This is a genomic window from Acinetobacter lactucae (assembly GCF_013122135.1).
Classification (GTDB): Bacteria; Pseudomonadota; Gammaproteobacteria; order Pseudomonadales; family Moraxellaceae; genus Acinetobacter; species Acinetobacter lactucae.
On sequence record NZ_CP053391.1, the window covers coordinates 2,370,664 to 2,390,713 of the forward strand.

23 protein-coding genes are annotated in these 20,050 nt (G+C 40.5%); 11 read left to right on the forward strand and 12 right to left on the reverse strand.

Translation table 11 applies throughout. The features are described from left to right. Window positions 1-7: 7 nt before the first annotated feature. Both HLV59_RS11055 and HLV59_RS11060 read right to left on the reverse strand, forming a co-directional pair. Window positions 8-601 carry a GNAT family N-acetyltransferase gene (locus tag HLV59_RS11055; protein ID WP_171429948.1) on the reverse strand — a complete coding sequence of 198 codons (594 nt, stop codon included), beginning with the start codon at window positions 599-601 and terminating at the stop codon, window positions 8-10. Window positions 602-643: 42 nt separating this feature from the next. Next, window positions 644-1,279, reverse strand: coding sequence for an FMN-binding negative transcriptional regulator (locus HLV59_RS11060; protein ID WP_171429949.1), 636 nt, complete (start codon window positions 1,277-1,279; stop codon window positions 644-646). Window positions 1,280-1,393: 114 nt separating this feature from the next. On the opposite strand from HLV59_RS11060, the gene pdxR reads away from it, so the two are divergent. Then, on the forward strand, window positions 1,394-2,884 hold the full coding sequence (pdxR, locus tag HLV59_RS11065; protein ID WP_171429950.1) for a MocR-like pyridoxine biosynthesis transcription factor PdxR: 1,491 nt from the start codon (window positions 1,394-1,396) through the stop codon (window positions 2,882-2,884). Between the two features lie 7 nt (window positions 2,885-2,891). Here the strand turns inward: pdxR and HLV59_RS11070 are convergent, their stop codons facing one another. After that, the gene (locus HLV59_RS11070; protein ID WP_171429951.1) at window positions 2,892-3,581 is read right to left on the reverse strand and encodes an LrgB family protein; all 690 of its coding nucleotides are present in this window, start codon (window positions 3,579-3,581) and stop codon (window positions 2,892-2,894) included. A 12-nt stretch (window positions 3,582-3,593) separates the two neighbouring features. Next, window positions 3,594-4,025: a CidA/LrgA family protein gene (locus tag HLV59_RS11075; RefSeq protein ID WP_171429952.1), complete on the reverse strand. Its 432-nt coding sequence runs from the start codon at window positions 4,023-4,025 to the stop codon at window positions 3,594-3,596. A 110-nt stretch (window positions 4,026-4,135) separates the two neighbouring features. On the opposite strand from HLV59_RS11075, the gene HLV59_RS11080 reads away from it, so the two are divergent. The 3 genes from HLV59_RS11080 to yghU all read left to right on the forward strand — a co-directional run bounded on the left by HLV59_RS11080 (window position 4,136) and on the right by yghU (window position 6,675). Further along, on the forward strand, window positions 4,136-5,041 hold the full coding sequence (locus tag HLV59_RS11080) for a LysR family transcriptional regulator (protein WP_171429953.1): 906 nt from the start codon (window positions 4,136-4,138) through the stop codon (window positions 5,039-5,041). Between the two features lie 114 nt (window positions 5,042-5,155). Beyond that, window positions 5,156-5,782, forward strand: a complete 627-nt coding sequence (gene yfcF, locus HLV59_RS11085) for a glutathione transferase (RefSeq protein WP_171429954.1) — start codon at window positions 5,156-5,158, stop codon at window positions 5,780-5,782. 32 nt (window positions 5,783-5,814) lie between these two features. After that, window positions 5,815-6,675: a glutathione-dependent disulfide-bond oxidoreductase gene (gene yghU / locus HLV59_RS11090; protein ID WP_087089035.1), complete on the forward strand. Its 861-nt coding sequence runs from the start codon at window positions 5,815-5,817 to the stop codon at window positions 6,673-6,675. Between the two features lie 37 nt (window positions 6,676-6,712). On the opposite strand, the gene HLV59_RS11095 is transcribed toward yghU, so the two are convergent. Continuing rightward, window positions 6,713-7,633, reverse strand: coding sequence for a LysR family transcriptional regulator (locus tag HLV59_RS11095; RefSeq protein ID WP_171429955.1), 921 nt, complete (start codon window positions 7,631-7,633; stop codon window positions 6,713-6,715). 125 nt (window positions 7,634-7,758) lie between these two features. Here HLV59_RS11095 and HLV59_RS11100 point away from each other — a divergent pair, with 125 nt between their 5' ends. From HLV59_RS11100 to HLV59_RS11120, 5 genes are all read left to right on the forward strand, one after another. Then, window positions 7,759-8,496 (forward strand): SDR family oxidoreductase, encoded by a 738-nt coding sequence (locus HLV59_RS11100; RefSeq protein WP_171429956.1) that lies wholly within the window; start codon window positions 7,759-7,761, stop codon window positions 8,494-8,496. Between the two features lie 237 nt (window positions 8,497-8,733). Next, on the forward strand, window positions 8,734-9,243 hold the full coding sequence (locus HLV59_RS11105) for a rhodanese-like domain-containing protein (RefSeq protein WP_087089041.1): 510 nt from the start codon (window positions 8,734-8,736) through the stop codon (window positions 9,241-9,243). An 18-nt stretch (window positions 9,244-9,261) separates the two neighbouring features. After that, entirely contained in the window at window positions 9,262-10,203 is a 942-nt protein-coding gene (gene epsC / locus HLV59_RS11110) for a serine O-acetyltransferase EpsC (RefSeq protein WP_171429957.1), read from the forward strand. A gap of 240 nt (window positions 10,204-10,443) precedes the next feature. Beyond that, on the forward strand, window positions 10,444-11,376 hold the full coding sequence (locus HLV59_RS11115; RefSeq protein ID WP_001107602.1) for a family 2A encapsulin nanocompartment shell protein: 933 nt from the start codon (window positions 10,444-10,446) through the stop codon (window positions 11,374-11,376). Continuing rightward, window positions 11,351-13,312 (forward strand): family 2A encapsulin nanocompartment cargo protein cysteine desulfurase, encoded by a 1,962-nt coding sequence (locus HLV59_RS11120; RefSeq protein ID WP_171429958.1) that lies wholly within the window; start codon window positions 11,351-11,353, stop codon window positions 13,310-13,312. The genes HLV59_RS11115 and HLV59_RS11120 overlap by 26 nt, the downstream gene beginning before the upstream one ends. A 326-nt stretch (window positions 13,313-13,638) precedes the next feature. On the opposite strand, the gene HLV59_RS11125 is transcribed toward HLV59_RS11120, so the two are convergent. Further along, entirely contained in the window at window positions 13,639-14,277 is a 639-nt protein-coding gene (locus tag HLV59_RS11125; RefSeq protein WP_171429959.1) for a LysE family translocator, read from the reverse strand. 91 nt (window positions 14,278-14,368) lie between these two features. Here HLV59_RS11125 and HLV59_RS11130 point away from each other — a divergent pair, with 91 nt between their 5' ends. Continuing rightward, window positions 14,369-15,304, forward strand: a complete 936-nt coding sequence (locus HLV59_RS11130; protein WP_171429960.1) for a LysR family transcriptional regulator — start codon at window positions 14,369-14,371, stop codon at window positions 15,302-15,304. A gap of 247 nt (window positions 15,305-15,551) precedes the next feature. Here the strand turns inward: HLV59_RS11130 and HLV59_RS11135 are convergent, their stop codons facing one another. The 5 genes from HLV59_RS11135 to HLV59_RS11155 form a co-directional block, all read right to left on the reverse strand. Continuing rightward, complete coding sequence (locus tag HLV59_RS11135) at window positions 15,552-16,418, reverse strand: cysteine ABC transporter substrate-binding protein (RefSeq protein ID WP_000209985.1); 867 nt, start codon at window positions 16,416-16,418, stop codon at window positions 15,552-15,554. 82 nt (window positions 16,419-16,500) lie between these two features. After that, window positions 16,501-17,361 carry a transporter substrate-binding domain-containing protein gene (locus HLV59_RS11140; RefSeq protein ID WP_171429961.1) on the reverse strand — a complete coding sequence of 287 codons (861 nt, stop codon included), beginning with the start codon at window positions 17,359-17,361 and terminating at the stop codon, window positions 16,501-16,503. A gap of 30 nt (window positions 17,362-17,391) precedes the next feature. Beyond that, window positions 17,392-18,123, reverse strand: a complete 732-nt coding sequence (locus HLV59_RS11145) for an amino acid ABC transporter ATP-binding protein (protein WP_001130360.1) — start codon at window positions 18,121-18,123, stop codon at window positions 17,392-17,394. Window positions 18,124-18,125: 2 nt separating this feature from the next. Continuing rightward, window positions 18,126-18,791: an amino acid ABC transporter permease gene (locus HLV59_RS11150; protein WP_171429962.1), complete on the reverse strand. Its 666-nt coding sequence runs from the start codon at window positions 18,789-18,791 to the stop codon at window positions 18,126-18,128. Beyond that, window positions 18,781-19,440, reverse strand: a complete 660-nt coding sequence (locus tag HLV59_RS11155) for an amino acid ABC transporter permease (protein ID WP_001104465.1) — start codon at window positions 19,438-19,440, stop codon at window positions 18,781-18,783. The genes HLV59_RS11150 and HLV59_RS11155 overlap by 11 nt, the downstream gene beginning before the upstream one ends. A 64-nt stretch (window positions 19,441-19,504) precedes the next feature. Between HLV59_RS11155 and HLV59_RS11160 the strand changes: the two genes are divergently transcribed. Then, the gene (locus HLV59_RS11160) at window positions 19,505-19,618 is read left to right on the forward strand and encodes a hypothetical protein (RefSeq protein ID WP_014206469.1); all 114 of its coding nucleotides are present in this window, start codon (window positions 19,505-19,507) and stop codon (window positions 19,616-19,618) included. Between the two features lie 106 nt (window positions 19,619-19,724). Here the strand turns inward: HLV59_RS11160 and HLV59_RS11165 are convergent, their stop codons facing one another. Further along, entirely contained in the window at window positions 19,725-20,009 is a 285-nt protein-coding gene (locus tag HLV59_RS11165; protein ID WP_171429963.1) for a GNAT family N-acetyltransferase, read from the reverse strand. Between the last annotated feature and the right edge of the window lie 41 nt (window positions 20,010-20,050).

The following is a 20,050-nucleotide window of genomic DNA, read 5'->3' on the forward strand; positions in this document are numbered from 1 at the left end:
ATTCTTTTTAACGCGGTTTGCTCAATAGCCATTCCAGATTTTGGCGAACCGCAGGCCACTCATGTTTTAAAATGCTGTAAACATGAGTGTCCCGCAAAATGTCATCTTTCACAATTTGATGGCTTCTCAGTACACCGTCTAACTTTGCACCCAAACGTACGATCGCGGCTTGACTTTGAACATTTAAAGAAGATGTGCGTAACTCGACTGCAATACAGTTTAAAGTCTCAAATGCATGAGCCAATAGCAGCTTTTTACATTCAGTATTTACAGGCGTACGCTGTGCAGACTTGCGATACCACGTCGAACCAATTTCTACGCGGCGATGAGCTTCTTCAATATGCATTAGTGTTGTCATGCCCAAAGCCAGCCCCGTTTTTCGATCTTCAATATAAAATGGCAACATGCTTCCTGATTGCTGCAAACCAAGACGTCTTTCAATTTCAGCAGTCATTTTTTCAGGTCTTGGCACACGGGTATACCAAAGATTATAAAGTTCCCCATCGCAAACGGCCTCTTTGAGCGCTTCTGCTTGAGTTACATCTAGCGGCTTTAAAATAACGTGCTCACCCACTAATTCAACAGGTGTAGTCAAAGACATCTTTATCTCCTCAATTAATATTAAAGTTTTATATTTTCAAAATTATTTATTTAACTCAGCCACACTGTACATGGCATTCGCTATAGTTTGATGACCAGATTTCGATAGGCCATCTGCCGCACCCAAAATGTCTCGGTGTTCTTTGTTTTGCCCAAGTTTTGATTTTCCTTGCAGCTTAGTAATTACAATTTCTATTCCCACAATCGCCTTTAACATCGGTTCAAGATAGTCCTTCGGTGCATCGGACATTTTCCATGGTTCAGATTGAGATGCTTCATGAGTACGGGTTAAACGAGCCACTACACCACGAACATAGCGTTCATCATCTCGAATCGTTACTTTCCCATAAGCATGCACAACCCTATAGTTCCATGTCGGTACTTGTCTGTGCTGTTCATGTTTGGATGGGTACCAATTTGGTGAAATATACGCATCGCCTGCTTGAAAAACGACCAACACCTCATCTCCATTTTTAATGTCCTGCCAAACAGAATTATTTCGAGACACATGCGCATGTAACACACCCACGTTCCCTTCCTTTGCCAGCAATTCAAATGGAAGATGGTTTGCATCTAAGCCATTACTTCCATGCGTAAAAAGCACACCAAACGGATATTCGGTAATAAGAGAATGCAATACATCCAAACGGTTTTCTGCAAAATCATCAGGGATATACATGCCTCAAAACTCACTCTAAAGATCAGGGTTATTTATATTTTGTGTTGTAAATTTTCTGGTTTCTGTGGTTTATTAAAAAGAACCACTTTGTATTTTTTTAAGTAGACCAGAATTATGGCAAGAATGGCAAAAGTTGTGGAACTTCCGTCTATTGCAAAGATTGATAAAAGCCAAGGAAAGATTAGTGCTCAGCTGACCCAAGCTTTACGCGAAGCTGTACAAAGTGGTGATTTACAGCCCGGCGATCCGTTGCCTTCTTCACGTGAACTGGCTCAAACACTTGGGGTCGCTCGCGGAACGATTATCGAAGCTTACGATCAGCTTTTAGCTGAAGGTGTTTTTGACTCTCAAGCACGAACTGGTACTTATGTGTCTCATGCTTTAACTAAAAAAAATTCACCACAACATTCTCAAAAAGAAACCACACCTAGCTCAATCCCTTTGACGAAGTCGGCACGTTCTTATGCCCAAGTACTTAAAGAGTTTAAACCACTTCCCCATGTTCCATTTGCGGTGTCTGTCCCCGTCGGTCGGACACAACCAAGTGATATCTGGCGCAAATTTGGCAATAAGTTTAGATCACGAGGTGCAGGAGTTCCTTCAGGATATGGTGAACCTCAAGGCGTGTTATCACTAAGAATTGCTATAGCAGACTATGTACGCCGATCACGCTCTGTCCACTGTGAACCTGACCAAATTGTGATTACTCCCGGCATTCAGCAATCACTTTATATTTGCAGCCAGATTTTATTTGAAACAAAAGATGAAGTTTGGGTTGAAGATCCAGCTTATCGGGGTACGACAGCGATTTTTGAGCATGCAGTACAAAACATTCGTATGGTGCGCGTTCCTGTCGATGAAGAAGGCATTCAGGTTGAAACTGGAATTAAACTTTCTAAACATGCCCGTGCAGCTTTTGTGACGCCATCTCATCAATACCCACTTGGTATGCCAATGAGCCTAGCAAGACGCACGGCATTATTGGCTTGGGCAAAACAGCAAAATGCATGGATCATTGAAGATGACTATGACAGTGAACTCCGTTATAACGGACAGCCTTTCCCATCTTTACAAGGCATGGCGCCCGACCAAGTCATTTATCTTGGGACTTTCAGCAAAGTCCTATTTCCATCACTTAGACTTGGCTATGCTGTGTTACCTAAGGAACTGGTGGCACCTTTTTGTGGACTCAGAGTTTTAATTGATCGACACCCACCTGCTGCCGACCAACATGTTTTGGCTGCTTTTATTCAAGAAGGCTATTTAGAGCGACATATCCGACGTACTCGAAATGTCTATGCAGAAGTCCGAGAATATATTATTGGTTTGATTGAAAAATATATACCTCAAGAACTGGCTTGGTTACAGCCAGGCGATCAAGGCATGCATATGGTGTTATGGCTTGCTTATCATATTAATGACATTGACGTTGCAAGCTCGGCAGTCGATGCAGGCATTGCCATTAAAGCCATCTCACCGACATTTTCAAAAGAGCAACAACGTTCGGGTTTAATTGTCGGTTTAGGGGATTTTGAACCTGAGCTGATGAAACAAGCCATTAAAAAACTATCAAACATTATTCAACAACATGACAAGCCAACTTAGACAAGGCCTACAACAGCAACCATAGATGAATCGCAAATGGCCCAATCAATACCATTAAAATACCGGCAATGACCATGGTCAAACTGGCAATTACACCTTCTTCACTATTGCGCTGCTGTGCTCTAACTGTACCAAAACCATGGGCTGCATTACCAAAGGCTGCCCCATTGGCCACATTTGAACGAATTTTAGTAATCGCTAAAATCGCATCGCCGCAAATCATACCGACCAAACCAGTAATGACCGTAAATAGTGAAACCAATGCTGCCGAACCGTGAATATCTTCCGCTAAAATCATGGCAAATGGTGTTGAAATAGAACGGGCCATCAAACTATTGGTGACTTCAGGGCTAAAGTGGAACCACTGTGCCATTTCATAGGCAGACATCACACCTACACTCATCCCCACAATAATCGCAATCGAAAGGACCCCAAGGTTTTTACGAATCGTTTCCCGATAACGATAAATCGGTACAGCGAAAGCAACCGTTGCTGGTCCTAATAAATTAACAATCCACTGCGTATCTTCTGCATAAGTTTGATATGAAATTCCAAAAATCGTCATCAAAATAATGGTGAGTACAGGCACACTAATGGCGGGAGACAACCAAAGTTTTGGATGTTTCTGATAGATTCGCTTTGCCACAACATAGGCGACCAAAGTCCAGATCAGACAAAGAATTGACCAAATATTCATGTCGTTTGCTCTTTAGATATGCTTATGTTGAAGACGTTTTCTAGCCTGTAAATAAGCTTTCAAACGATTGTAATAGTGAATCGTCAGGCAGGTACTGAGCATGACTGAAATGGTCCCAACCGCAATGCTCAAGACAATTTGCCACCCTTCGGTCATAAACAAGGTTTTATACTGAACTACGGCAACGACTACAGGCACAAAAAACAGTAATAGCTCACCTAAAACCACAGTTGCTCCCATTGCCACCTGATTCATTTTGATAATTTTAAAGAACAGGCATAAAAGTAATAAAAACATACCTAAAATACCTGCCGAGACAGGTACACCGAGCTTTTGATGTAAAAGATACCCGATCCACCAAAATCCAGCCAAAATCAAAATTTGTTTAACTAAAACTAAAGGTGAAGGTTGTTTGGGTGTTCCAGAAGCAGATTCAGTACTCATTTTGCGAAATTAGATGGTTAACTACACTATTATGCTAGCTTGGTTAGACCTGCTAAATATGAATTATTTATGTTAATATTATTCTAAAATTGAATAATTTATTCTTTATTATGCTTTCTCTAAAATCATTACAGTGCTTTGTTACTCTGGTTAAAACTAAAAGTTTTACCCGTACTGCTGAAGAGTTGTATCTGACTCAACCCACTATTAGTAAAATATTACAGCAGCTTGAAGAGCAACTTCAGGTACAGCTTTTGGTTAAACCCGATCATGGCCGTAAAAGACAAATCGAGTTAACTGAAATTGGAGAGCGCATTTATCAACATGCAATCGAGCTTCTTCAGGCAGAACAGAACATCTTTCTTGAAATTGAAAACTACCAACAATTAAAAACAGGAACTTTAAAACTTGGCGTTCCGCCTTTAGGTTCGCAGCTTCTGACGACTGCCCTGTTTGATTATCATCAGCAATTACCAGATATTGAATTGGCTTTTATGGAGGTTGGTTCACGCGGTATTGAGCAAGCTTTGCTTAACAATGAGTTGGACGTTGGCGTTTTATTACAGCCTTTTGATGAGCAAATCTTTAATAGCATTGAGCTATGTAACTACCCTTTAATGGTTCTTTTACGCCGTGATGTGACTTGGGCAACCCGCAAAAAAATAAATCTAGAAGAGCTACAGCACCAATCATTTTTAATGTTCCCAGAAAATTTCTCTTTAAACAGTATTATTCTCGATGCATGTAAGCAGCATGGTTTCTACCCGACCATTGCTTGCCGAACCAGCCAATGGCACCTGTTGGCAGATATGGTCTTACAACGCATGGGAATCGCCCTTCTTCCTCAATATTATACCGACATGCTTGACCCTAGTTTATTTGCAGCGGTACCGCTTGAAAAACCAAATATTCAGTGGCATTTAGTGATGGCTTGGAAAAAGAATCTTCCTGTTTCACCAGCGGTACAGGCGTGGCTTAGTATTGTTCGTCAGCATTTTCAGCACATTAGGCCCTAATGTTGAAATGGCTTAATTCAAAAACAGATAAAGCTTTTCCACAAAAAAGCTACCCAATCTTGGCTTAGCTCACTTAGACTAGATCGCATCTGTTTTATGACATGGACAATAACAATGAATAATGAACGTTTTAAGCTGTACACAGATTCACAATTTCTAAGCCCCTACGCGTTTACAGTTTTTGTAGGGCTACATGAAAAACAAATTCCATTTGAAATAGCAACCATCAACTTAGACCAGCAAGGCCAGTTTGAAAAATCTTATGTAGAAAAGTCATTAACTGCCAAAGTGCCTGTACTTGAGCATAATGATTTTGCCTTATCAGAATCTTCTGCCATTTTGGAATATCTTGAAGAGCTTTATCCAATCACATCTATTTATCCAAAAGATACTCAAGCCCGTGCAAGAGCAAGACAAATTCAAGCATGGCTCCGATCAGACTTAGTGGCACTAAGAACTGAACGTCCAACCGATGTTATTTTTATTCAGCCCACATCTACACCACAGTCTGAACAAGGTTTAAAAGCAGCAGAAAAATTGTTCTTTGTTGCAGAAAAACTTCTTGCGTCTGATGCTGAATTTCTTTTTGGTTCATGGAGCATTGTGGATGCTGAACTTGCCCTGATGTTGCAACGCCTTATTCAAAATGGTGATGCTGTACCCGAACGTTTAAAAAACTATGCATTACAGCAATGGCAACGACCGACCGTACAAAAATGGCTTGCCTTGCGACATAACTAAGCCCTTTATTTACACCAAACATGAGATAAAAAATGAGTGATTCAAACTATATTCCTCCACAAGTTTGGCAATGGACTGGAGAGAAAACCGATTTAAACCAACCTACCTCAGGTGCGCGTTACGAGCATACACTTCCAGTAGGGAAACATCCGCTCCAGCTCTACTCTTTAGCAACGCCTAATGGTCAAAAAGTCACTATTTTATTAGAAGAGCTTTTAGCTCTAGGACACCAAGATGCTGAATATGATGCTTGGCTCATTAAAATTGGTGAAGGACAGCAATTTGGCAGTGGCTTTGTAGAAATTAATCCAAACTCTAAAATTCCAGCGTTAGTTGACCATAGCCAAAACCCGCCATTAAGAGTGTTTGAATCTGGCTCAATTTTGCTTTACTTGGCTGAAAAGTTTAAAGCTTTCATTCCAACTGATATTGCTGCACGTACTGAATGTCTTAACTGGTTATTCTGGCAAATGGGCAGCGCGCCTTACTTAGGTGGTGGTTTTGGACATTTTTATGCCTATGCCCCTGTTAAAATTGAATATGCGATTAACCGCTTCGCCATGGAAACAAAACGCTTACTTGATGTATTAGATCAACATCTGGCAAAAAACGAATATTTGGCTGGTTCTGAATATAGCATTGCAGATATTGCAGCATTCCCTTGGTATGGTGGTCTTGTTAAAAACTGGGTATATAACGGCGCAGAGTTTTTAGGGGTTGACCAATATAAAAATGTTCAGCGCTGGGCAGATGCGATTTTAGCGCGCCCTGCGGTTCAACGTGGTCGTATGGTCAACCGTACTTTTGGTGATTTAGAAACGCAGTTACATGAGCGCCATGATGCCAACGATTTTGAGACCAAGACTCAAGATAAATTGCAGAATCAGTCTTAAAAATATCATTCAGTTTTTGACTTACCCGCAAGATACTTTATTTTTGCGGGTATTCAAAGTTAGTAAAATAACTTGTATATAACTCACTCAACCAAGCGACAAAAACGCGTACACGTGGAGAGAGCTGCCGATGCTGCGGATATAAAGCAGAAACTGACATCTTGGGAATTTCCCACTCAGACAAAACCTCAACCAGTTGCCCGTCTTCCAACTCATTCGCCACATGGTAGCGTGGCACCTGAATTAAACCTGCCCCACGTAAAGCAGATAACACATAGTTTTCAGCATCATTTACCGCGATCCAGCTTTTCAAAAAATAATCTTGTTTTTTGCCGTTCACCATCAATTCAAATGGGTAATTTCGTCCACCTGATGTCGAGAAGAAATTGACACAATAATGTGATAACAACTCTTCTGGCTGCTCTGGCATTCCACGTTTATTTAAATAGTCAGGGCTTGCACAAATCACTTGTGGCATATCCACCAAATGCCTAGCAATTAAAGTGGAATCATCCAAACGCCCCGCTCTCACCACGCAGTCTATCCCTTCCCTAATCAGATCAACCAAACGATCCCCCGCACTAATTACCAGTTCAATATCAGGATACAACTGATGAAATTGATCGATATTGGGTAAAACAATTTTAGTTGCATGTGCGCCTGATAAATCGACACGCAATAAACCACGGGGCTGTGCAATTACATTGCGTAAAGATGATTCTGCATCGTCAAGTTCCGATAATATTTGTGTACAGCGTTCATAAAATGCCTGTCCATCTAGTGATGGTCTTACATGTCGTGTGGTCCGCTCTAGTAAACGGCACTGTAGATTATTTTCTAACTCTTTAATGGCGTTACTTGCTGTAGCACGTGGGATATTCAGCTGATCGGCTGCCTGACTAAAACTACCCAACTCTACGATGCGGGTAAAAAGTTGCAAAGTATCAAATTTATCCATGGTGCTCGCTTTTAGCCCTATCTATTATTAATAAATATGGAATTATCTTATCCAATTCTGATGATTTATCCCATATTTATACATTATTAAAATAAGCCATACTTACTCAAACAGGCAATCAAAAAATGAATATTTCAAAAAAGACAGCTCTTGTTACTGGTGCATCACGTGGAATTGGTCGTGCTATTGCAGAACGTTTAGCTCAAGATGGTTTTTATGTGATTATTAACTATGCTGGCAATGCAACTCATGCCCAAGCGACTGTAGATCACATTATTGAGCAAGGTGGTCACGCTTCTGCCATTCAAGCTGATGTTGCAAATGAATATGAGGTGAGCCGTTTATTTCAAGAAGCAAAAACCATTAATGGTCAAGTAGATGTGGTGGTTCATAGTGCAGGCATTATGCCTATGGCAAAAATTACACCTGAAAGTCTGTCTGATTTCGATAAAGTAATCCATACCAATTTACGGGGCGCATTTTTAATATTAGCGCATGCGGCCGAAACAGTGCCGGATGGTGGCCGAATTATTACGCTTTCAACCAGTGTAATTGCTAAATCTTTTCCGGCATATGGTCCTTATATTGCTTCAAAAGCAGGTGTAGAAGGCTTGGTACATGTGTTAGCAAATGAGTTACGCGGGCGCAACATTACCGTAAACGCCGTTGCACCCGGCCCGACAGGCACTGACCTTTTTTATAATGGAAAAACTGACGAGCAAGTGGAAGCTATTGCAAAACTTGCTCCATTGGAACGAATCGGAACACCTGAAGAAATTGCTGGCGTAGTGGCCATGCTGGCTGGCCCAGATGGGGGCTGGGTAAATTCTCAAGTCATTCGGGTAAATGGTGGATTTGCTTAATTTTTAAAACCGTGCGGATTATTTTAATCTGCACGATTTTTACTAAATAGTAAATTTTCTTAAATCTATTTTATTTTAATAACTTTATAAGATTAACTAATACTGTTTTATATAAAATATTCGCCGCTCTTATTTATAAAAATAATATATATAAATAGATATTCCTTATTTTTGCTTATATTTAAAACCGCGTAAATTGAAACTTAACAATCTGAATCAAAGATAAGGATATATTCAATGAATGCTAAATTAAATACAGAAGCTCCGCAAAGCTTTATCTCAAATGATTCAAATACATCCTTTTCAGCCGAAGAAATTCTTTATAAAGCACAGCAATATGCACAAGAACACGAACTAAATTTTAGTGGCAGTTTATCACCTGTTGATGCATGGCAACTCGTACAACAAGGAGAAGCCGTTTTAGTTGATGTACGTACCAATGAAGAACGTAAATTTGTAGGTTATGTCCCTGAAAGTATCCATGTTGCATGGGCAACAGGCACATCGTTTAACCGTAATCCACGCTTTTTAAAAGAACTCGAATCAAAAGTTGGCAAAGACAAAACCATTCTTTTGCTATGCCGTAGTGGCAACCGTTCAGCACAAGCTGCCGAAGCCGCATTTAATGCAGGTTTTGAGCATATTTATAACGTTCTTGAAGGCTTCGAAGGCGATCTAAATGATCAGCAACAGCGTAATCAGAAAAATGGCTGGCGCATCCACCAACTTCCTTGGCAACAAGACTAATACTTCAATCAATTATCAGTGAATCAAGGAAAGCTTGTGACTCAATGGAACATTAATGCGGTTGTACAAGGTTTACAACAAGCAAGGCATGACTGGCGTCAGCAACAGCACAGGACAAAAGAATTTGGGGGGCGTGAACTTCCATCTAAAGAAGCTTTAAAAACTATTTTAGATGACCTGTGCGGAATTTTATTTCCAATGCGTTTAGGCCCTGCCGACTTACGACAAGAAACTGAAGATTCTTATATTGCCTATACTTTAAATCGGGTGCTGACAGCCTTACATGCTCAAGTACAACTGGCTTTGAATTATGAAGCAAAACGTCATTTGGGCCATTCAAGCCCAGTACAGCAGCCACAAGAACTTGCTCAAACTATTGTGCAGGATTTTGCCAACACTTTGCCCTCTATACGGCGCCTTTTAGACGGCGATGTGCGAGCGGCTTATGAAGGTGATCCAGCGGCGCATAGTGTGGATGAAGTACTGCTCTGCTATCCGGGCATATTTGCGATTATTTATCACCGAATTGCGCATCAACTCTATGCCCAGGTGCCTTTATTGTCGCGCATTATTTCCGAGTTAGCCCACTCTACAACAGGCATTGATATTCATCCGGGTGCGCAAATCGGCAAAGGATTTTTCATTGATCATGGTACGGGTGTGGTGATTGGTGAGACTTGTGTGATTGGGGAACGCGTTCGTATTTATCAGGCCGTGACCCTTGGAGCAAAACGCTTTGAAACCAATGATGATGGTGGTTTGAAAAAAGATTATATACGCCATCCGATTGTTGAAGATGATGTCGTGATTTATGCAGGCGCCACTATTTTAGGCCGTATTACCATTGGTCGAGGGTCAATTATTGGGGGGAATGTCTGGCTTACACATAGTGTGGCCGCGGGTAGCCAGATTTTACAGTCACCAAATGAGTCTTATCAAAAAAATCATATCGCCAGTTAAAAACTATAGATATGAAATGAATAGATAAGGAGATGAATAAACAAAAAACTTACGTATTAATTAAATGCTTATTTCTAGTTTAAATATATTTTTATTTAAAAAATAGATAACTCATTAATAAGCCCTCTATTTTAAAAACATACAACGCTATTTTAATTTTAAAACCAGAACTAATTCTAGTTTATATACATCCTAGAATTTTTATTTTCAAAAAGCCAATGTAATAAGGAAAAACGATTCATGGCGAAAAATACTGACAAAGCCCAACTTGCCCTTGGGGATCATGCTGCACGTCAACTGGCCAATGCCACCAAGACAGCTCCCCAACTTTCTACGATTACTCCCCGATGGCTGACTCACTTACTGCAATGGCTGCCTGTTGAAGCAGGTATTTATCGCTTAAACCGTGTAAATAATACCGATGATATTCAGGTGGCTTGCACACAACGTGATGAAGCAACTTTACCTCAAACTTTTGTTGATTATGACCCAGAACCACGCGAATACTTTTTAAATGGTGTATCGACTGTTCTGGATGTACATACACGTGTTGCTGACCTTTACAGCAGCCCCCACGATCAAATTAAGGAACAGCTACGTTTAACGATTGAAACCATTAAAGAACGTCAAGAAAGTGAGCTCATCAATAACCCTGAATATGGCTTATTGGCGAGTGTGACAGATGACCAACGTATTTCGACTTTAAATGGTCCACCTACTCCAGATGATCTTGATGATTTGCTACGTAAAGTCTGGAAAGAACCAGGATTTTTCCTAGCGCATCCTGATGCAATTGCAGCATTTGGCCGTGAATGTACACGCCGTGGTGTACCGCCACCAACGGTTAGTCTATTCGGTTCGCAATTCATTACATGGCGCGGTATTCCACTTATTCCATCAAATAAAATTCCTGTAGAAGATGGCAAAACTAAAATCTTGCTGCTTCGTGTTGGTGAAAAGCGTCAAGGGATTGTTGGTTTATTCCAACCGGGTCTTGCTGGTGAACAATCACCGGGGCTTTCAGTACGCTTTATGGGAATCAACCGTAACGCGATTGCGTCGTATCTAATCTCGTTATATTGCTCACTTGCAGTACTCACTGATGATGCGTTGGCAGTATTAGATGATGTGGAGGTGGACAAATATCATGACTACCCAGTTAACTACAAGTAATCTGCAAGGTAGTCCAACGGGGCCTGAAGTGACTGGTGTTAACCCACCAGCCAACTTCCCTGATGAGTCCACCATTGCTCGACTTGCTAATGAGTTTTTTTCAGCATTACCAAGCTCAAGCAGTTCAGCTTCTCCATCGGGCCTTAACTTGGACTTACCAGTCGGAGCACCACCGCACCCACCTCAACCGGGTGAACCATTTTCTGCACTCAGTGGTCGTGCGCCCAATATCGCCTTTCAGAAAAGTCTCAATCCGGAATTTCCTGAGCATATTCCAAATTTGCCAGACTACCCTGAACGCCGAATTGTAGCGTCTGCGCCTGTGGTTGGTGGAGCTAATTTGCCACGCCCACCATTTGAGCCACATTTGCCACAAGGTGCACATAGTGAACCAAATGTGCCACGCATTGAACCAAACTTACCCACTGGTGCAGGTGAATCACCTTATTATTTTTTAAATGATTTTTCTGCTCCAAATGCAGCAGAACCTTCTGTTAAAGGTGTTGAAGATAATTATTCGGTTGCGCAGTCTTTTCAGTTGCCGCATGGCCACCACTTAAAATCATTGTTGACGGAAGATCGTTTTGCAACGAACACGCCAACCCAAAGTTCGGCAAGCTCTGCATTTTATTTTTTAGACTTGCCTCAAACTGGACAAAGTTATAGTCACTATCAACCATCACAACCCACTTTTTTAGCAAGTGGTGCTCAACCACTCGATGTACATGCCATACGTCGTGATTTCCCAATTTTACAGGAACGCGTCAATGGTCGACCTTTAGTCTGGTTGGATAATGCTGCGACCACACAAAAACCGCAGCGCGTGATTGATCGGATTGCTTATTTTTATCAGCATGAAAACTCAAACATTCACCGTGCTGCACATGAGTTAGCGGCTCGTGCAACCGATGCCTATGAGCATGCAAGAAATGTAGTTGCCCGATTTATTGGTGCACCCTCTTCTAAAGAAATTATCTTTGTTCGAGGAACAACTGAAGGCATTAACCTGATTGCAAAAACATGGGGCGAACAAAATATTGGTGAAGGTGATGAAATTATCGTTTCTCACTTAGAACACCATGCCAATATTGTGCCTTGGTATCAACTCACTAAAAAAACTGGAGCGAAATTACGAGTCATTCCTGTCGATGACACTGGGCAAATTATTTTAGAAGAGTTGCCAAAACTGATTAATGAACGCACTAAACTGCTGTCGATTACTCAAGTATCGAATGCTTTGGGAACAGTCACACCTGTTGCTGAAGTGATTAAAATTGCTCATGCCAAAGGTGTTCGCGTTTTAGTTGACGGTGCTCAATCTGTTTCGCACATCCCTACCGATGTACAAGCTCTTGATGCTGACTTTTTTGTGTTCTCTGGACATAAAGTGTTTGGGCCGACGGGTATTGGTGCGGTCTATGCAAAACCAGAACTACTAGAAAGTATGCCTGTTTGGGAAGGCGGGGGTAACATGATTCAAGATGTTACCTTCGAACAAATAGTTTACCAACCTGCACCAAACAAGTTTGAAGCTGGAACTGGAAACATTGCCGATGCCGTTGGTCTAGGCGCTGCACTTGAATATGTCGAAAGTCTAGGCATTCATAACATTGCGCGCTATGAACATGATCTACTCGAATATGGTCAAAATGCACTGAGCAGTGTGTCTGGTTTACGCTTGATCGGAACGGCGCATCACAAAGCCAGTGTTATGTCCTTTACCTTACAAGGCTATTCAACTGAACAAGTCGGTAAAGCTTTAAATCAACATGGTATTGCCGTACGTTCTGGCCACCACTGTGCACAGCCAATTTTACGTCGTTTTGGTGTAGAACAAACCGTGCGTCCGTCTTTGGCTTTTTATAATACCACTGAAGAAATTGATTTATTGGTGTCGGTGTTACATCAACTGACGCGTAATAGGCGTAGTAGTTGAACCTATTTTTGCAAAAAAGACTGCTTTCGAGCGGTCTTTTTTTATAAGTAATTTGCCATTATTAAAATTCAATTTTTCTATGAGGAAACTATTAAAACTCAAATAGTCCTAGCACTACATTTACTCGAGCAAAAGTCGTCTGCAACCTGCGTAGCATCAAAAAGATTCTCATCCACAGAACCTGTTCTCTGCTTTCATTTTTCAAAAAATATTGCAAATACATTATCTTTATAAATTATGGGGCAGGCTGTGGATGAAATTTAGCACTAGCAAATGCAAGTATGGACTCCGTTATGCCAACCCATCCACTTACAAATAAAACCCGCTTAAACAAACAATCCCCAAATCAATCTCAATGCAATTCCAATTAACAACACCCCCATTACCCGCTCAAAATAAACTCCGAACTCCAAAAACCTTTTACGTACAATAGGCTGTGCAAATAGTACACTCACCACTATAAACCAAATAGCATTAACCATACACATCCACACTCCATAAAAAACCTGAACTTTCATCGGTGTGGTGGTACTTACAATCGTCGTAAAAATTGCCAGAAAAAAGATGGTAGCTTTCGGGTTTAACGCATTGGTAAGAAAACCCATCGTAAAAGCTTTAAATAAACTTGGAGTATCACTGTCTGTTTGACCATTAATCTCAACATTGGTATTCGGCTGGCTACGTAAACACTGCCATCCTAAATATAGCAAGTAAGCTGCCCCCGCTGTTCTGATCAGTGACATGAGCCATTCGCTTTGCTGAATCAAAAAGCCAATCCCAACAAGTGTATAAAACACATGCACTGAAATCCCGACACCAATACCAATTGCGGTCAGACATCCAATTAAATAGCCATAACGAACACTTTGTCTTACCGTAACTACAAAATCTGGTCCCGGCAAAATCACTGCCATAAAGTGAATGAGAGCTAGCGTTAAAAACTCATGTCCATACAACTGCCACATAACAATTTAGTTTCCTGAAAATCACCTAAACGATTGTATTGCGATTCTTTAGACGCGATAATCCAATCAAAATCCAAATAACTTTTGCCTCATGAGCACAAATCAAAGTCTGGTTCTGTTAAACGAAATGGCGACTTTCGTTAAGGTTGTCGAGTCGGAAAGCTTTTCTGAAACTGCAAGGCAACTTGGTACAACACCTTCTGCTGTTAGTCGTGCGATTGCCCGTTTAGAACGTGCTTTAGGCACCCGCTTACTCTATCGGACTACACGGAAACTTCGTTTAAGTGAAAGTGGACAGCAGGTCTATCAACGTTGTTTAGATATGGTGAATGCGGCACAAGCAGTCATGGAAAGTTCAGGCCAATTTCATGTCGAACCAGAAGGTGTTATTCGCATGAGTGTTCCCAAAGCCGTCGGGCATTTTATGATTCACCCACATTTACCCGAGTTTTTAGAACGCTACCCTAAAATTGATATACAAATGCTTTTAGAAGATCGCTATGTAGATCTCATTGATGATGGCGTCGATTTAGCCCTTCGAATTACCGAGCAACCACCAGGTGGGCTGATGGGTCGAAAACTTATTGATATTGATCACTTGGTTTGTGCAACACCTGAATATTTGGCAAAGCATGGCACACCGAGTCATCCTCATGATTTAAAGCAGCATGAATGTATTTACTTGGGTGAACAAGCCAGTGACTCAAAATGGAAATTTCAACAAGGAAATAAATCGATAAGTATTGCTGTGCGTGGGCGTTATGCTGCAAACCATACGGGTGTACGTTTGAGTGCCGCATTACAGCACTTAGGTATTGCAAGCTTGCCGTACTTCGTTGCACGCCATGCTCTACAGCAAGGGTCCTTAGTTCAGGTTTTACCAGATTGGTATTTTAAGACTTATTACAGTGGTGGGCTGTGGTTACTTTACCCACCGACACGGCATGTTCCACCTAAATTGAGTGTATTAATTCAATATTTGGCAGATAAATTGGCAGCAGAGCCGACTTTATTTAAGTTAAAGTAATATAAATTCAATGAATTAGCACGATGGAATTCTATCTTTGAATCTCTAAAGCAATCAGCTAATACTGTTACTTTTTTTGGAAAAAGTAACCAAAAAACTTTCTCATCTACAGAACCTGACCACTGTTTCCATCTATAAAAAAATATTGCAAAAACATTATCTTTATAGATTATGGGCAGGCTGTAGATGAATCTTAGCTCGAGCAAATCCTATCTAGAATCCTAGTCATTAGGAGCTATGAGTAAAACTACTCAACCAATAAATCTTTTGGATTAATCGTATCGCCATAGACGGGTTTTAAAGTTTTTTCATAGGCCTGATGAATCACGCCTTCTTTCGCCAGTTTCTCTAAATCTTGGTTCAACCAGTCCAGTAACTCTTTATCACCCTTTTTCACTGCTGGTGCAATTAAGTCCTGCTCACCTAAATTGGTAATGCCAACAGTGTAATTTGGATTTTCTTTAGCCCAAGCTAAAACCAGCAAGTTATCATGGGCAAGCGCGGCACCACGCCCATCTTTTAAAGCATCAAAAGTTTCAGTGTTTTGCTCATATTTTTGTAGCTTAATTTCAGGGTGAGTCTTGGTGAAGAATGAATCAGCCGTTGTACCTTTATTTACCAACAAAGTTTTATCTTTAAGTTGAGCAACATCTGTAATTGGATGACTTTTAGGAGAAACCACGCCCAAAGCAACTTTTAAATAAGGCTTAGCAAAATCGACAACTTCTTTACGTTCTGGCGTAACCGTAAAGTTTGCAAAAATAATATCCACTTTATTGGCTTTTAAATATTCAACACGGTTCGCAGCTTCAGTTAAAACAAACTCTACTTTGTTTTCATCACCGAGCAGATCTTTAGCGACATGCTTGGCAATCTCTACATCAAAGCCCTGATTTTTACCTTGAGCATCTAAATATCCAAACGGCGGTTTATCACTAAATACGCCAATGCGTACCACGCCATTCTTTTTGATCTGTTCAATACTCGACACAGTTTGTGTGGTATCTGCCGTTTTTTCAGTAGACTGAGTTCCTTTGTCACATGCAACTAAACCTAAACTCAGTAAAGACGCAGCTAAAATATGCTTCACGTTTTGAAATGTTAATGTTGTCATTATTTCACCCTCTCGTTCTTGTAAAAGTCTTATTTAGAATCGCAGCGCCTACTTTTAGACACTGCTCTAGCGATATCGAAAATTATTGGCCTACATCTAAAAACACATTCGGATTAACCGAGTCACCGTAAATTGGTTTCAAGGTTTCATCATAAATTTTATTAATTTCACCACTTGTTCTGAGCTGCTTAATTTCAGTATTAAGCCAATTCAATAATTGGGTATTGCCCTTTTTCACTGCTGGTGCAATAAACTCTTGATCACCAATAGACTGAATGCCTGCAACATAATCTGGATTCTTCGCGGCCCATGCCAAAGCATACGTACTATCTTGTGAAATTGCGTCACCACGACCGTCGGTTAAGGCTTTAAAGGCATCCGAGTTTCTTTCAAACTTAAGTAAATTTACTTTTGGATAATGCTTGGTAAAGTAGGTATCTGAACTTGTGCCTTTATTTACGATCAAGGTTTTACCTTCTAATTGAGCAATGCCAGTAATTGGCTTGGCTTTAGGTGAGACAATCCCAAAAGCTCCTTTTAAATAAGGCTCGGCAAAATCGACAACTTCCTTACGTTCAGGGGTTACTGTAAATGTCGCGAACACCACATCGGCACGATTCGATTTTAAAAACTCCACTCGATTTGAGGCCTCAGTCACAATAAACTCAACTTTCTTTTCATCGCCAAGCAGATCTTTAGTGACTCGTTTTGCTAAGGCCACATCAAAGCCCTGATTATTACCTGCGCTATCTACGTAACCAAATGGTGGATCATCGGCAAAAACGGCAACGCGTAGAACCCCATTTTTTTTGACTTGTTCTAAAGAATGGTCTGTTTGAGCATTACTTGCCTGTTCAGTGGATGGCGTTTTACTGCAAGCAGTGAGTAACACCCCAGCAACGGCAAGACTGCTTAATATTTTTATTGAATTATGTTTAAACATTCACTTCCTCATGATTCAAATAATAAAAATTTAGTACGACAAAATATTTAAGAAGGCTTTCGCTCGTTCTGTTTTTGGCTGTTCAAAAAATTCTTCTGGTGAAGCCTGTTCAATAATCTTGCCCTTATCCATAAAAATAATGCGGTCAGCAACCTTGCGGGCAAAGGACATCTCATGTGTCACAATCAACATGGTCATTCCTTCATTCGCTAACTTGAGTACTACATCAAGCACTTCCCTAACCATTTCCGGATCAAGCGCAGCGGTAATTTCATCAAGTAAAATGACTTTAGGTTGCATGACCAGTGAACGCACAATAGCGATACGTTGTTTTTGTCCGCCTGAAAGCTGTCGTGGATAATCGAGTTTTCGCTCAAATAGCCCCACTCGCTTTAACAACTCATCTGCAACTTGTTCAGCTTCATCACGGTGACGTTTTTGTACTTTAAGTGGCCCAAGCAAAATATTGTCAATAACATTCATATGCCCAAACAACTCATAGTTCTGAAAAACCATGCCGATTTTTTGACGAGCATTAGTCCAGTCCACATCTTTACCAAGCACACCTGAGCCAGTTAAACGGATTTCACCACCCTGAATCGGTTCTAAGCCGTTAATACAGCGTAATAAGGTACTTTTACCGCAGCCCGATGGACCTAAAATAACAACTACTTCTCCTTGTTCTACATCCAGATCAATGCCCTGTAAAATATGACTTTGTGCAAATGATTTCTGTAATTGTTGTATCGATAACAAAGGCATAATTACTCCCAGACCTTTTCTAAATGTGCTGCCAAACGAGATAAGGGATAGCAAATCAGAAAATACAAAATAAAAATAAAGCCATAAATCCAAAGAGAAGCGCTCGGCACGGTCAACAGCGAATTTTCAATAATTTGCTGGCCCACTTTAATGACCTCAACCACACCAATAAGCACAGCCAAAGAACTGGTTTTCACCATTCGGGTAAATAAATTAATCGCGCCAGGCGTTACTCGTTTTAGACTTTGCGGAAAAATAACGTTGACCAATGCTTGAACATGGGTAAGTCCGAGCGCATAAGCCGAATCGCGTTGGTGCTGATCAATTGAAGTAATGGCTGCACGAACCAAATCGCCCATTTCAGCAGTACCCCATAAAACAAACACGACAACGCACACCCACATTGCGGAAAACTGCCAGTTAAACCATGTCGCAAAGCCGAAATAAAACACAAATAGCAAAACTAAAATTGGAATGATTCGAATGGCTTCTAAATACAGACGACACAGCGCTTTAACGGCTATGTTTTTAGAGGTCATAATGACGCCGAAAACTGTGCCGAAAATCGCAGAGAAAAATACAGAAATGAAAGCAATTTTTGCAGTTGCCCAAAGTCCCCACATTAAACGTTCGAGGTGACTCGCTTGAAATAGATAATCAAGTTCCATGGCTCACCTTCCGACTTCTGTGCTCCAGATAACTGGTTAAAATAGACACGGGCAATAAAATAATCAGATAAGCCATGATGAGTAAGAACAAAGCTTCGGTGGTTTTATAGTCCATGCCAATTAAGTCTTTAGTGACAAAAAGCAGTTCAACAACAGCAATTGCACTAACCACAGAACTTTCTTTAATCAGAAACAGACAATTTGCCCCTATTGCCGGAATTGAAATAGCCAGTGCTTGAGGAAAAATGACATATCTAAAAATTTGAGTCGGTTGCAAACCAATACTTTTTGCCGAGTCAATCTGCCCTTTTGCCACAGACTGCAAACCTGCTCGGAAAGCTTCAGCCATATAGCTTCCGCCTAAAAAGGTCAATCCGATCACACCACAAGCGAAACCATCGATTTTGATACCGAGTTTTGGCAAACCGTAATACAAAAAGAACAGTTGAATTAATAAAGGGGTATTTCGAGATAACTCAATATAGAACTGGGCAATTCTATTTAGTACCCGCACGCGATATGTAATTAAAATGCTGCAAATCAGCCCTACAATAATCGCCAAAATAATGCTGATGATTGAGATTTTCAGCGTGGTCAACGTTGCAGAGAAAAATTGCGGCAACACACTATGGATATACTGCCAGTTCAAGGAAAATTCCAAAAAATAATATTAAAACGTTATAAATATTTAGCTTTCGTCAGCCATTAAATATTTGTGCAACGAGTTTATTTTTTTCCCAATTGGTCTAAAACTATTTTTATTAGATAAGCTTTTCTATAAGTTTGATAAATTCGATCTGGCAATTGAAAACCTTCAAATCAGCTAAATACAACCGCTCAAAACATATTCACTAAAACAAAGATGAATAATAAAACCAATAAAAAATCGGACACTCAGGCCCGATTTTTATTAAATGATTTTCAATCTATTGCTTATTTTCTAAGTATATCGCCAATGCTTGGGTCTTTATCAAAAACCGATTTTGCATATGGACAAAGCGGAATTACTTTCACGTCTTTTTCACGAACAAAGGCAACCAAAGCATCAAGTAATTGGCGACCTACACCTTGTCCCCGATAATTTTCATTTACATCTGTGGCATCAATAATCAGCATGCCTTCGCCAGCCCATGTATAAGTCATTTCACCTGCAACCGTTTCACCATCAAGTAAGCTAAAGCTGCCGTGTTTTGTATCATCTTTTTGTTGAATATTCACAATGAATTCCTCGTATTACGACTCATATTTATTTAGAAATG

Coding starts and splice junctions, on each gene's coding strand:
- HLV59_RS11135 (WP_000209985.1), bottom strand. CDS start 16,418: ATGACAACATTAACATTTCAAAACGTGAAGCATATTTTAGCTGCGTCT.
- HLV59_RS11150 (WP_171429962.1), bottom strand. CDS start 18,791: ATGGAACTTGATTATCTATTTCAAGCGAGTCACCTCGAACGTTTAATG.
- HLV59_RS11055 (WP_171429948.1), bottom strand. CDS start 601: ATGTCTTTGACTACACCTGTTGAATTAGTGGGTGAGCACGTTATTTTA.
- HLV59_RS11105 (WP_087089041.1), top strand. CDS start 8,734: ATGAATGCTAAATTAAATACAGAAGCTCCGCAAAGCTTTATCTCAAAT.
- HLV59_RS11100 (WP_171429956.1), top strand. CDS start 7,759: ATGAATATTTCAAAAAAGACAGCTCTTGTTACTGGTGCATCACGTGGA.
- pdxR (WP_171429950.1), top strand. CDS start 1,394: ATGGCAAGAATGGCAAAAGTTGTGGAACTTCCGTCTATTGCAAAGATT.
- HLV59_RS11140 (WP_171429961.1), bottom strand. CDS start 17,361: ATGTTTAAACATAATTCAATAAAAATATTAAGCAGTCTTGCCGTTGCT.
- HLV59_RS11075 (WP_171429952.1), bottom strand. CDS start 4,025: ATGAGTACTGAATCTGCTTCTGGAACACCCAAACAACCTTCACCTTTA.
- HLV59_RS11125 (WP_171429959.1), bottom strand. CDS start 14,277: ATGTGGCAGTTGTATGGACATGAGTTTTTAACGCTAGCTCTCATTCAC.
- HLV59_RS11095 (WP_171429955.1), bottom strand. CDS start 7,633: ATGGATAAATTTGATACTTTGCAACTTTTTACCCGCATCGTAGAGTTG.
- HLV59_RS11145 (WP_001130360.1), bottom strand. CDS start 18,123: ATGCCTTTGTTATCGATACAACAATTACAGAAATCATTTGCACAAAGT.
- HLV59_RS11130 (WP_171429960.1), top strand. CDS start 14,369: ATGAGCACAAATCAAAGTCTGGTTCTGTTAAACGAAATGGCGACTTTC.
- HLV59_RS11060 (WP_171429949.1), bottom strand. CDS start 1,279: ATGTATATCCCTGATGATTTTGCAGAAAACCGTTTGGATGTATTGCAT.
- HLV59_RS11080 (WP_171429953.1), top strand. CDS start 4,136: ATGCTTTCTCTAAAATCATTACAGTGCTTTGTTACTCTGGTTAAAACT.
- HLV59_RS11115 (WP_001107602.1), top strand. CDS start 10,444: ATGGCGAAAAATACTGACAAAGCCCAACTTGCCCTTGGGGATCATGCT.
- HLV59_RS11120 (WP_171429958.1), top strand. CDS start 11,351: ATGACTACCCAGTTAACTACAAGTAATCTGCAAGGTAGTCCAACGGGG.
- yghU (WP_087089035.1), top strand. CDS start 5,815: ATGAGTGATTCAAACTATATTCCTCCACAAGTTTGGCAATGGACTGGA.
- HLV59_RS11070 (WP_171429951.1), bottom strand. CDS start 3,581: ATGAATATTTGGTCAATTCTTTGTCTGATCTGGACTTTGGTCGCCTAT.
- yfcF (WP_171429954.1), top strand. CDS start 5,156: ATGAATAATGAACGTTTTAAGCTGTACACAGATTCACAATTTCTAAGC.